Below are 12,102 nucleotides of genomic sequence, written 5' to 3' on the forward strand. Positions count from 1 at the left end.
CGGCTATAAGACCGTGCCTAAGAGCAAGAGCAAATACAGAATGAGGTCTATCTGACCCATGGAGATCCAAATGTGGGAGGGGGCTTGCCCCCGATGGCAGTGTGTCAGCCACTACATGCATGACTGATCCACCGCCATCGGGGGCAAGCCCCCTCCCACATTTTGACCGCGTTCGGCTTGCAAGATCAGGTTGGCTATAGGCCGCACCTAAGAGCAAGAGCAAATACAGAATGAGGTCTATCTGACCCATGGAGATCCAAATGTGGGAGGGGGCTTGCCCCCGATGGCAGTGTGTCAGCCACTACATGCATGACTGATCCACCGCCATCGGGGGCAAGCCCCCTCCCACATTTTGACCGCGTTCGGCTTGCAAGATCAGGTTGGCTATAGGCCGCGCCTAAGAGCAAGAGCAAATACAGAATGAGGTCTATCTGACCCATGGAGATCCAAATGTGGGAGGGGGCTTGCCCCCGATAGCAGTGTGCCAGCCACTACATGCATGACTGATCCACCGCCATCGGGGGCAAGCCCCCTCCCACATTTTGACCGCGTTCGGCTTGCAGGATCAGGTTGGCTATAAGGCCGCGCCTAAGAGCAAGAGCAAATACAGAATGAAGTCTATCTGACCCATGGAGATCCAAATGTGGGGGGGCTTGCCCCGATGGCAGTGTGTCAGCCACTACATGCATGACTGATCCACCGCCATCGGGGGCAAGCCCCCTCCCACATTTTGACCGCGTTCGGCTTGCAGGATCAGGTCGGCTATAAGACCGCGCCTAAGAGCAAGAGCAAATACAGAATGAGGTCTATCTGACCCATGGAGATCCAAATGTGGGAGGGGGCTTGCCCCGATGGCAGTGTGTCAGCCACTACATGCATGACTGCTCCACCGCCATCGGGGGCAAGCCCCCTCCCACATTTTGACCGCGTTCGGCTTGCAAGATCAGGTTGGCTATAGGCCGCGCCTAAGAGCAAGAGCAAATACAGAATGAGGTCTATCTGACCCATGGAGATCCAAATGTGGGAGGGGGCTTGCCCCCGATGGCAGTGTGTCAGCCACTACATGCATGACTGATCCACCGCCATCGGGGGCAAGCCCCCTCCCACATTTTTGACCGCGTTCGGCTTGCAGGATCAGGTCGGCTATAAGACCGTGCCTAAGAGCAAGAGCAAATACAGAATGAGGTCTATCTGACCCATGGAGATCCAAATGTGGGAGGGGGCTTGCCCCCGATGGCAGTGTGTCAGCCACTACATGCATGACTGATCCACCGCCATCGGGGCAAGCCCCTCCCACATTTTGACCGCGTTCGGCTTGCAAGATCAGGTTGGCTATAGGCCGCACCTAAGAGCAAGAGCAAATACAGAATGAGGTCTATCTGACCCATGGAGATCCAAATGTGGGAGGGGGCTTGCCCCCGATGGCAGTGTGTCAGCCACTACATGCATGACTGATCCACCGCCATCGGGGGCAAGCCCCCTCCCACATTTTGACCGCGTTCGGCTTGCAAGATCAGGTTGGCTATAGGCCGCGCCTAAGAGCAAGAGCAAATACAGAATGAGGTCTATCTGACCCATGGAGATCCAAATGTGGGAGGGGGCTTGCCCCCGATGGCAGTGTGTCAGCCACTACATGCATAAGTGATCCACCGCCATCGGGGGCAAGCTCCCTCCCACATTAAGGCCACATCTTTAACCCAAGCTGACCGAACATGGGAAGAGGTACCCCCTTCGAGGCATATCCCCAAACCCCGGGCCGCCCTACCCTGATGAACCGCGGAGGCCCTTATGCTCACCCATCCCCACATCGTTCTAACCCTGCGCAGGCATCACCTGTTCAGCCGGCTGCCTGAAAAAACCTTCCAGGATGTCTGCACCCTGGCCAGTCTCAAGCGTTTGCCCAATCACACCCCGCTCATGCACCAGGGCGATCCCGCCGATCGGTTCTTCCTGCTGGTCAGCGGCCAGATCAAGCTGCACCGGGTCACTGGCGAAGGTCAGGAGCATCTGGTGGAAGTCATCCGCCCCGGCCAGACGTTTGCCGAAGCGCTGCTGTTCACCCAGGCCAAGGCGTACCCGGTAAGTGGCACCGCGCTCAAGGACAGCGTGCTGGTGAGTATCGAAGGCCAACACTATCGCCGCGCCCTGGAAGACCAACCGGCCATTTGCCTGGCGATTCTGGCGAGCATGAGTATTCACCTGCATCAGCGCCTCCAGGACATCGACACCCTGACCCTGGCCAATGCCAGTCGCCGGGTGATCAATTTCCTGTTCCAGGAGCGCGACGACGTCAGCGGTGAGGTGGTGTTGCAGGTGCCCAAGCGCCTGGTGGCGTCGAAGCTGGGGATTCAGCCGGAGACGTTTTCGAGGATTCTGCATCGGCTGGTGGAAGGCGGGTTGATCGAGGTGCGCCAACGCACCATTCGAATCCTGAACGCAGAACAGTTGATGGGGTATCAAGCCGGTTGATACCCCCTCGCGGTCAATGCCCGCTGTGCATCATCGGCATCGGTTGCTGCAACAACGCCAGGTCGATCTGCTCGAAACGCAACAGCCGACCACCGGTGTCCGCCGCGACTTTCTGCGCTTTGGCCTCATCGGCAAACGAAGCCAGTACCACGCCCATGGCGCCCTTGAGCCCGGTGCCGATCACGTAGTACGCGGTGCGGGCGTCGATCAGGTGCTTGTCGTCCGGAGCATTCCATTGGCTGCGGCCCATGTCGTGTACGTACAGCTTCGCGTCGTCGTGCCGGTTTTCCGGTTGCAGCCACCAGCCGAGCATTTCGGCGGTAGAGCAGAATTTCTTCACCCCGCCCCGCTCCACCACTTGGCCCTTGGGCCCGGGGAATTCGTTGATCACCATACCGCACACGTGGCACTCGTCGTTGGGATGAAACGCCACCGGCGCGTCACTGAAGCTCGACTCCGGCGCCTTGTCGCAGGCGCTCATCAACAAGCCGACCAACAAGGCCGCCACTACCCGTGTCTTGAAACCCATTTCACTCACTCCAGCAGTCATAAAAAATCCTCACGCCGCACGGCGGCGGAACAGCCCGTAGGCCAGCGCCAGCGGCACGGCCACCCACGCCAGCAGGCACGCCCACAGGGCCAGCGGCGGCACGTCCAGGTCTGAACCCAGGGCCATGACCCCGACGGACTGGGTGCCCGTACCGAAACCCGAGAGGTTGATCAACCGATACACGTCGGTGGGGTTGAGCAGCAGTAGCCAAGGCAGCCCCTGCGGGTTGAACTGGCCTTTGCTGAGCACCAGCAAGGCCAGCAGCGCCAGGTCGAAGACCAGCACGAAGAAGAACCACACGCCGAGCGCCAGCCCGGCGGCGGTGGATTTTTCCGCGCACAGGCTGCTCAGACCATAAGCCAGCCCGAGAAAGCACCAGCCAAGCAGGGCCGAGGTCAGCATGAACCGGCCAAAGGCCCAGAGCAGCATGGCGAAGTCCACGTCGTCGACCAGCAACGCAATGGCGAGCATCGCGCAGCCGAAGCCGAGGACCGTGGCCAGCGCGAGGATCAGCCCATGGCCGACGAACTTGCCGAGCAAGATCTGCCCGCGCCCCAACGGATAGGTGAGCAACAGCAACAAGGTGCCGCTCTCGTCTTCGCCGACGATCGCGTCGTAGGCCAGCAACAGCGCGATCAGCGGCATCAGGAACGTCGCCAGGCTGGCCAGGCTGGCGATGGTCGCCGGGATCGAGGTGAAGCCCAGTTGCCCGGCGGCGGCGGCGCCCAGCCAGGCGATGCCGATGGCCAGCACCGCGAACAACAGGCTGATCGCCAACAGCCAACGGTTGCGCAGGCCGTCGCAGAACTCTTTGCGGGCCATGTTCCAGATCGGGTTCATAAGGCCGCCTCCTGTGCCGTGACCATCGCGCTGTCCATGTAATGCCGGTAGATGTCTTCAAGGGACGGCGGCAGGATTTCCACGTCGCTGGGGCTGTCCTCGGCCAGCAGTTGGCGCAGCAGTTGCACCTTGCTGCCGTTGTGCGCCGCCACTTGCAGCCCTTCGACGCCCCAGCGCCGGGTGACATGGCCGGCGGCGCTCCAGCGTTGTTGCAGCGATTCGACGCGCTGCAAGCCGCAGGTGCGGATCAGCGTCGGCAAGCCGGCCTCGGCGCGCAACTGCGCCAGGCTGCCCAAGGCCAGCAGGCGGCCCTGGGTCAGGATCGCCGCACGGTTGATGTGCGCCTCGACGCCCGGCAGCACGTGGGAGCACAGGATGGTGCTGGTGCCGGCCGCACGCAGGCGGTCGAGCAGGCGATACAAGTCCTGGGTAGCGAACGGGTCGAGGCCCACGGTAGGTTCGTCGAGCAGCAACAGCCGCGGCTCGCCGAGCAAGGCCTGGGCCAACCCGAGGCGCTGGCGCATGCCCTTGGAATAGGTCTTGACCCGCCGCCCTGCCGCCGCGGTCAGGCCGACGTCATCCAGCAGGCTGTCGACCTGATGCATCGGCGCGCCCTTGAGCCGGGCAAAGTGACGCAGGGTTTCGACGCCGCTCAACTGTGCATAGAACGTGACGTTTTCCGGCAGGTAACCGAGCCAGCGACGCACGTGGGGATCGCTCGGCGCACGGCCGAACACCCGCACCTCGCCGGCGCTGGCGCGCAGCAGGCCGAGCACCAGTTTCATCGCCGTGGTCTTGCCCGCGCCGTTGTGCCCGAACAACCCCAGGACTTCGCCGGGGGCCAGGCTCAGGTTCAGGTCGTGCAGCACCGTGGCACGCCCATAGCGCTGGCTGACGCCTTCGATCTCGACGACATTCATCATGCAGGTTCCTTCTGAGTGGGGGCTTGCATCAGGGGGTGGCTGTCCATCACACCCGGCGACTTCATCACCGGAAACGCACGTTGCACCCAGCGCAGCAACTCGATGCCGGGGCTGTTCATCAACAGCCGCACCTGGGGGTACAACCACAGCAGGCGGTCGACGTTGTCGTTCGGCTCATACGCCACATCGCCAAGGCCATCGCCGTTGCGGTCCCAGCCGAGGTAGTCGCTCCAGTAGTTGCCCCGGCCGTCCGCCGACCATTCCTGCAAGCGGCTGGCGACGTATTTGACCTGGCGCTGGTTGTCGATGAAGGCGTTGCCGGCGATGCGGTTGTCTTCGGAGCCGGCGGTCAGGTGAATGCCCACCGCGCTGCGCGCGAAGCGGTTGTTTTCGATGCGGTTGAACAGCGAGTTGTAGATGAACAGTGCCTTGCCTTCGCCGCCGGCGATCATGGTGTCGCCGGTGGAGCCGTCGCGCACATCGGTGACGACGTTGTCCTGCAAGGTCGAATAGGTGATGTAGTTCATCAGGATGCCGTAGTTCTGGTCCTGCTCGGAGCGATTGCCGATCACCGTCAGCTTGCGGCTTTGCATCAACGCATAGCCGGTGCGGGTGCGGCGGGTGGTGTTGCCCAGGACCTGGTTGTCGTTGGCAAACATGTAGTGGATGCCGTAGCGCAGGTCTTCCAGGGTGTTGCCTTGCAGCAGGTTGCCGTTGGAGGTGTCGATGTAGATGCCGTCGCGGGTGTCGCGCACGTGGTTATCGATGACGCGGGCACCGTGTACCGCGTACAGGTGAATGCCGTTGCCACGGTCCTGCGAACGTACCGAGGTGTCACCCTGGATGCGGTTGCCGATCACGCTCACGTCCTGGGTACCATCGACCCAGATGCCAAAGCCCTGGCCTTGCAGGCGGTTGCCCAGCACTTGCGCGCCGCGCGCCTGGGGCTGGATGAACACAGCGGCGTTCATGGCCGTGAGGTCGTCGCCCCAATCGAGGAACGTGCAGCCTTGGACGCTGACATCCGGCGCGCTGATCAGCAGGCCGTTGCCCTGCCCTTCGGCCTGGAAGATGGCGCCGGGGGCGCAGGTCAATTGCAGCGGTTGGTCGATGCGGAACGAGCCCCGGTACTCGCCGGCAGGCAAGCGCCAACGGTTGGGGCCGTCGGCTTGCAGGGGTAAGTCGGTGATGGGGCGAACGGCGGCGACCGCTCCCGCCGAAGCCACTATCAGCATCACCAGGATGACGAGTGATCGAGCCACGATGATGTCCTCTTAAAGGAAATGCGGCTAAAAGTGGGAGGGACGGTGCGACGATTCGACTTGCTCCCGATGAGGGTGTGTCAGTTGATGCATCTGTGACTGATTCACCGCCATCGGGAGCAAGTCGAATCGTCGCACCGTCCCTCCCACATTTGCCTTGTGTCGTTTCTCAAACAGCGTGTCAGGCGGGCTCGACCTTCATCCGCCCGACCATTTCCATGTGCAGGGCATGGCAGAACCAGCTGCAGTAGTACCAATGCAGCCCGGGCTTGTCGGCAATGAATGTGATCGACGAGGTCTGCTGCGGGCTGATCTCCATGCTCGCGCCGTGGTTGACCATGACAAAGCCGTGGGTCACGTCTTCGATCATGTCGATATTGGTGATGGTCACGGTGACTTCATTGCCCTGTTTGACGGTGAACTCCGAAAGCCCGTAGGCCGGGGCCATGGAGGTCATGTACACGCGCACTTTGTTGCCGTCGCGGATCACCTTGCTGTCGGTTTCCAGGTTGATCCCGTCCTTCTTGGCGATGGCCACCGTTTCGGCGAAGAATGGATCGTTGCGCTCCCAGATTTTCTTGGTCTTGATCTGGTCGCGACGCGCCATCACACAGTCATGAGGCTCGGCGAAGGCCGGGCCGTCGTGGACCAGTTTCATTTCATCGCCGGAGATGTCGATCAACTGGTCGTTTTCCGGGTGCAGCGGGCCGGTGGGCAGGAAGCGGTCCTTGGAGAACTTGCTCAAGACCACCAGCCACTGGCCGTCGGCGTCGCGGGTTTCGGTCAGCGACGCATGGTTGTGACCGGGCTGGTACTGCACATCGAGCTTCTGCTTGATGTAGTTGACCTTCTCGCCGCCATAGGCACGGATGGCCTCGGCGATGTTCCACTTGACCACCTGGCTGTCGATGAACAGCGTGGTGTAGGCAAAGCCGCGTCCGTCGTAGGTGGTGTGCAGCGGGCCCAGGCCCAGCTCCGGTTCACCGACCACCACACCGCGCGGGTCGCTGATCTTGCCGCTGAACAGGTCGTCGAGTTTGTCGATGGCGATGATGGTGCAGGTCGGAGACAGCTTGCCGTTGGCGATGAAGTACTTGCCATCCGGCGAGGTGTTGCAGCCGTGGGGGTTTTTCGGCACCGGAATGTAGCGGGTGAACTCGCTGTCCTTGCCGTCCTCGGATTTGCGTCCGTCCACCACCGGCACCTTGACGCCGTCCACATTGATGAACTTGCCGGCCTTGATCGCCGCTTCGATGCGCGGGATGTTGAACACCACCACCCAGTCGCGCTCATTGCGCATCATGCCGGCCAGGTCGGTGGCCTTTTCCGAGTTGTAGCAGGTGGCCGCTGCGTACTTGCCGGTGTAGTCCATGTCGGCGTTGTCGAGGTTGCCATCGACGATCACCTGGAAGGCCATCTCCATTTTTTCCGCATCGATGGCGTTGAACATGGTGAAGCTGTTGCGATCCTGCAAGTCGAAGTTTCGGCCGTCATTGGGGTGCGGGATGATGAATTCGGCGTTGCAGAACACGTACTTGGTATAGGGCACCTTTTGCAGGCGCAGGCCGTGGATGGCCTGGACGTTCGGTACGGTGAGGATTTTGTCGCACTTCATGATGTCCAGGCGGATGCGCGCCACCCGGCTGTTGGCCTTGTCATTGATAAACAGGTACTTGCCGTCGTAGTGGCCGTCGGTGGTGGACAAGTGCGGGTGATGGCAATCGCCGTTGGAGTACTTGGCGCCCTCGCCGAGGATGCGCTTGCTCTCGTTGGTCAGGCCCCAACCGGTGGCCGAATCGACGTTGAACACCGGGATACGCATCAGCTCGCGCATCGACGGGACGCCCATCACCCGCACTTCGCCCTGGTGACCGCCACTCCAGAAGCCGTAGTAATCGTCGAGCTGGCCAGGTTCCACATGGATTTTCGATTTGGCGTCCTTGGCCGCCGCCGCGAAGGATTCACGGGTAAACACCGCGCCGCCGAGGGCCGACGCACCCGCCAGTACGGCGCCGGTCACCGCACCGGTGCCGAGGAAACTGCGCCGGGTCAGGCCGTCATGTTTATCGTCTGTATCGTTCATGGGTTGCTCCTTCAAGCGTTGGGATTGATCTGCACTACGGGAATCTGTTCGGGCGCCGCCTTGTTGCGCTTCTTGCGTTTGTTGATCAGCGGCGGGCATTTGTTTTCGTTGTGCCAGGTCATCTGGCAGTCGAGGCAGTAGTGGCATTCGTTGGCGTTGATATGGCCGTCCGGGTGGATCGCCTGGATCTCGCATTCCTTCGCGCACAGCTGGCACGGGTTACCGCATTCCTGGCGCCGCTTGAGCCAGTCGAACAGGCGGAACTTGCTGGGGATCGCCAGGGCGGCGCCGAGGGGACAGAGGTAGCGGCAGTAGACTTTGCGGGTGAACAGGTTGATCACCAGCAACGCCACGGCGTAGAGCACGAACCACCACTGGCGGTCGAACTTGAGCGTGATGGCGGTCTTGAACGGTTCCACTTCGGCAAAGCGTTCGGCGGTGGCCATGGATTCCAGGGAGAGGCCGAACAGCACCAGCAGGATCAGGTACTTGATCGCCCACAGCCGTTCATGCACCGCGAAGGGCAATTCGAACTGGCGGATCTTCAGGCGGCGCGCGGCCTCGTTGAGCAGTTCCTGCAAGGCCCCGAACGGGCACAGCCAGCCGCAGAACACCCCGCGCCCCCAGAGCAGGATGCTGGCGGCGGTGAAGACCCAGAGCATGAAGATCAGCGGGTCGGTGAGGAACAGTTCCCAGCGGAAGTCCTGGACCAGCGCATGCACGAAGGTCAGCACATTGACCACCGACAACTGCCCCAGCGCATACCAGCCGATGAACCCCACGGTAAACACCAGGTAGCCGCGGCGCAGCCAGTGCAGCAGGCGCGGGCGCCGGGCCAGGCTGTCCTGCAGGAACAGGATCGCGGTAAGCAGCAGCAGCGCGACGCCGAGCACCATGACCTGCACCTGTTTCTGGTACCAGATGCTCAACCACAGTGGGCGGCTGGCCTCATCCAGCGCGGCTTGTTCGGCGGCGGTGGGCAGCGGCCGTTCCAGGTACTGTTCGGGCATCTGGTAAGGCAATTCGAAGCTGCTGAACGTGCCGCTGACCGGGCCGGTCTGGCGCCGCACCAGCAGTTCCAGGGTCCAGGGCGAGCCTGGGTCGAAGCCGGCCTGCGGGCGCACGATGAATACCGACATCTCGTCGAAGGCCGGGATGCCCTCGGCGTAGACATCGTCGACGCGCTGGTGGTCGAGGTCGCGGAAGCTGATCACGTTGCCGAACTGGCGCAACTGCACCCGGTCGAAAATCCCGCCGCGCACATAACCCGAACCCTTGAACGAAAACAGCCCACGGCCGAGCACGGCGATGGCCTGTTCGCCGGGTTTGAGCCCCTGCATCAGGTTGCGGTAGTGCTCTTCGCCCAACAGGTTGCGGCCGATGCTCGGCGGGTTGATGTCGGCCACATAGAGGTCGATGAAGGTCTCATCCGCGGCCTCGGCGCCTTCGGCGGCGGTGTCCTTGAAGGCCGCGTCGACCTGGCCCCGGGTCAAATGCAGGCGGCGGATCGCGCCGTTGCCGGTCAATTGTGCCCAGGTGGCGGGGTCAAACCGGTCGGTGCGGATCAGCGCGACTTTCTGCGCGGTCGCGGCCTTGCCGTCGATCAGCTTGAGCCACACCGCCACGTCATGGGCCGCCCGCATCACCACTTCATTGACCACCATCGCGGTCACGGTCGCACCGGCAATCGCGTCCACCGTCACCGCCTTCGGATCGCTGGAACGCCCGACCACCACGCGCTGGCGCACATCGACGCCGGAATAGTGCGCGGTGAATTCGTGCAGTTTGATCTCGGGAATACCGATCAACAGGATCGGCTCGTGGTGTTCCAGCACGTAGGCATCGCGGATCACCCCGGCGGCGTCGAGGATCACCAGGGTGTTGATCGGCTTGCCCGAATACGCCGGGATCGCCACCACATCCAGGCTCTGGAACACGTAGCCGATGGGCTTGCCGGCAGTCGAAATGGTCCGCACCTTGAACGGCCCGTCTGGCGCGGAGACCGCATCCTGGGCGGGGAAAGCGCGTTCGATACGCTGCTGTTCGATTTCGCCGTAAGGCCGGGCCTGGGCGGTGAAGCTGGTGATGAGCAACACCACCAGCAGCGTCAGCCAGTGGCGTGTCAAGCGCGCGGAGCGAGTCATGGAGTCCCTTGAGGCGTCGGGCTGAAGAGGGCCCCGATAGTGGGGCGACGATGGCAAGTGGCCCTTGATCGAGATCAAGTCGAGTCCGATGAGGGTGCGGCGCATACGCACGGCTGGCGCGTTGTCGCACCTCTTACTTGAGCTTCAGGCGCCGCGCCAGCTTGTGCAGGTTGCTCGCGTCCACGCCGAGCAGGCGCGCAGCACTCGCCCAATTGCCGGCGCAGTGTTCCAGGGCGTGGCGAATGTTCCAGCGCTGGCACTCGTCCACCGCCACCGCCAAGGGTTGGAAGGCCTCGATCGATGACGCGGGCATGGCTCGTTCCACCGCGACGGCGGCCGTGTCCAGGCCCAGGGCGTGCGGCTCCAGGCGGATCACCGAAGTGCGCGGTTCGCCACGACTGAGCTGCTTCAACGCGGCGCGACTGATCACATGCTCCAGCTCACGCACATTGCCCGGCCAGGCGTACTCGAGCAGCGCCTGTTGCGCCGTCGGCGACAGTTGCAGGTCATGCAAGCCCAGGCGCTCGCGGCTGAGCTCAGCGAAATGACGCGCCAGCAGCAACACATCCTCGCCACGCTCGCGCAACGCCGGGATCGGCAGCGGGTACACCGACAGCCGGTGATACAGGTCGGCGCGAAACAGGCCGTCACGCACGCGGTCGGGCAGGTGGCGATTGGTGGCGGCGATGATGCGGACATCCACATGCAATGGCCGATCGGCGCCCAGGCGCTGGATCTCGCCATTCTCCAGGGTACGCAGCAGCTTGGCCTGGATGCTCAACGGCAATTCGCCGACCTCATCGAGGAACAAGGTGCCGCCGTTGGCCGCATCGAACCGCCCGGCGCGGTCGTGGGTGGCGCCGGAGAAGGCGCCCTTGACGTGACCGAACAGCTCGCTTTCGGCCAACGCCTCCGGCAGCGCCGCACAGTTGACCTGCACCAGAGGTTTGTTGCCGCGTTGCGACAGACGATGCAGGCGCCGCGCGAACAGCTCTTTGCCGACCCCGGTTTCGCCGAGCAACAACACCGGCAACTGCGTTTCGGCCAGCAGCGCCAGCTCGTCGAGCAACTCCTGCAACACCGCGCTCTGGCCGAGGATGCCGTCGAGCGGCGCGGTCATTTCGACCCTCCTGGGGTTCAGAGCACCCTGGAAGCGTGTGGTCATGATTACCTTACTCCGGGATAAATCGTTACTTTTCAATGCGTTAAAATTGGCACGCTGCCTGCAATCACTGGTTCATACCCGTATTGCCGATGAGGAAAGCCCGATGACCGTGAGCGACTGGAACACCCAAACCCAGGACCACTTGATCGACCATCTGCTGGCGCGCTACCACGCACGTCATCGCGAGCAATTGCCGGAACTGGTCCGCATGGCGAGCCGCGTCGAACAGGTCCACGGTCAGCACCTGCAATGCCCCAACGGCCTGGCCGACCTGCTGCTCGACATGCAGCAGGAACTGGAGAGCCATATGCTCAAGGAGGAACAGGTATTGTTCCCGATGCTGCAAATGGGCATGGGGCCGCAGGCGTCGACGCCGATCCAGGTGATGCGCTACGAGCACGACCAACACGCCGAGGCCCTGGAGCAGCTGTTGAGCCTGACGAACCAGATCACCCCGCCGGCCGAGGCCTGTAATACCTGGCGCAGCCTGTACCGCGAGCTGAGCGCCTTTCATGCCGACCTGCGCGAACACATCCGCCTGGAGAACGACATATTGTTTGCCCGGGCCGCGCCCAGCCTCGCCGCGGCCCGCGCATAGCGCACTTTCACAAGCGTTCACTGCGACGATCGTGCAGCGTTGCCTGTGCGCTGCCCTTGTCGTAGATC

General features: G+C 62.6%; 7 protein-coding genes and 2 pseudogenes. 2 read left to right on the plus strand and 7 right to left on the minus strand.

What is annotated here, in order from left to right; genetic code table 11:
- The first annotated feature begins 1,788 nt into the window (after positions 1 to 1,788).
- Positions 1,789 to 2,469 carry a Crp/Fnr family transcriptional regulator gene (locus tag LQ249_RS18300; protein ID WP_017849329.1) on the plus strand — a complete coding sequence of 227 codons (681 nt, stop codon included), beginning with the start codon at positions 1,789 to 1,791 and terminating at the stop codon, positions 2,467 to 2,469.
- 13 nt (positions 2,470 to 2,482) lie between these two features.
- Here LQ249_RS18300 and LQ249_RS18305 read toward each other — a convergent pair whose 3' ends face one another.
- From LQ249_RS18305 to LQ249_RS18335, 7 genes and pseudogenes are all read right to left on the minus strand, one after another.
- Entirely contained in the window at positions 2,483 to 2,998 is a 516-nt protein-coding gene (locus LQ249_RS18305) for a nitrous oxide reductase accessory protein NosL (protein ID WP_017849330.1), read from the minus strand.
- 30 nt (positions 2,999 to 3,028) lie between these two features.
- Positions 3,029 to 3,859 carry an ABC transporter permease gene (locus LQ249_RS18310; protein ID WP_046383080.1) on the minus strand — a complete coding sequence of 277 codons (831 nt, stop codon included), beginning with the start codon at positions 3,857 to 3,859 and terminating at the stop codon, positions 3,029 to 3,031.
- The gene (locus LQ249_RS18315; protein WP_017849332.1) at positions 3,856 to 4,779 is read right to left on the minus strand and encodes an ABC transporter ATP-binding protein; all 924 of its coding nucleotides are present in this window, start codon (positions 4,777 to 4,779) and stop codon (positions 3,856 to 3,858) included. Before LQ249_RS18315 ends, LQ249_RS18310 begins: the two co-directional genes overlap by 4 nt.
- The gene (locus tag LQ249_RS18320) at positions 4,779 to 6,017 is read right to left on the minus strand and encodes a nitrous oxide reductase family maturation protein NosD (RefSeq protein ID WP_057006108.1); all 1,239 of its coding nucleotides are present in this window, start codon (positions 6,015 to 6,017) and stop codon (positions 4,779 to 4,781) included. The genes LQ249_RS18315 and LQ249_RS18320 overlap by 1 nt, the downstream gene beginning before the upstream one ends.
- Before the next feature lie 208 nt (positions 6,018 to 6,225).
- Positions 6,226 to 8,127, minus strand: a complete 1,902-nt coding sequence (gene nosZ, locus LQ249_RS18325; protein ID WP_017849334.1) for a TAT-dependent nitrous-oxide reductase — start codon at positions 8,125 to 8,127, stop codon at positions 6,226 to 6,228.
- Positions 8,128 to 8,138: 11 nt separating this feature from the next.
- A complete protein-coding gene (nosR, locus tag LQ249_RS18330; protein WP_232565745.1) occupies positions 8,139 to 10,271 on the minus strand; it encodes a transcriptional regulator NosR in 2,133 nt (710 codons plus the stop codon).
- A gap of 133 nt (positions 10,272 to 10,404) precedes the next feature.
- A pseudogene (locus LQ249_RS18335) lies at positions 10,405 to 11,370 on the minus strand (sigma 54-interacting transcriptional regulator); the annotation flags it as partial.
- Positions 11,371 to 11,578: 208 nt separating this feature from the next.
- Between LQ249_RS18335 and LQ249_RS18340 the strand changes: the two are divergent.
- A pseudogene (locus LQ249_RS18340) lies at positions 11,579 to 12,034 on the plus strand (hemerythrin domain-containing protein); the annotation flags it as partial.
- Between the last annotated feature and the right edge of the window lie 68 nt (positions 12,035 to 12,102).

Source organism: Pseudomonas sp. 7-41 (assembly GCF_021233075.1).
In the GTDB taxonomy this organism is placed as follows: domain Bacteria; phylum Pseudomonadota; class Gammaproteobacteria; order Pseudomonadales; family Pseudomonadaceae; genus Aquipseudomonas; species Aquipseudomonas veronii.

Excerpts from the sequence above, each read along its gene's own strand:
- LQ249_RS18305 (WP_017849330.1), bottom strand. The coding sequence starts at position 2,998 with ATGGGTTTCAAGACACGGGTAGTGGCGGCCTTGTTGGTCGGCTTGTTG.
- LQ249_RS18320 (WP_057006108.1), bottom strand. The coding sequence starts at position 6,017 with ATGCTGATAGTGGCTTCGGCGGGAGCGGTCGCCGCCGTTCGCCCCATC.
- nosZ (WP_017849334.1), bottom strand. The coding sequence starts at position 8,127 with ATGAACGATACAGACGATAAACATGACGGCCTGACCCGGCGCAGTTTC.
- LQ249_RS18310 (WP_046383080.1), bottom strand. The coding sequence starts at position 3,859 with ATGAACCCGATCTGGAACATGGCCCGCAAAGAGTTCTGCGACGGCCTG.
- LQ249_RS18300 (WP_017849329.1), top strand. The coding sequence starts at position 1,789 with ATGCTCACCCATCCCCACATCGTTCTAACCCTGCGCAGGCATCACCTG.
- nosR (WP_232565745.1), bottom strand. The coding sequence starts at position 10,271 with ATGACTCGCTCCGCGCGCTTGACACGCCACTGGCTGACGCTGCTGGTG.
- LQ249_RS18315 (WP_017849332.1), bottom strand. The coding sequence starts at position 4,779 with ATGAATGTCGTCGAGATCGAAGGCGTCAGCCAGCGCTATGGGCGTGCC.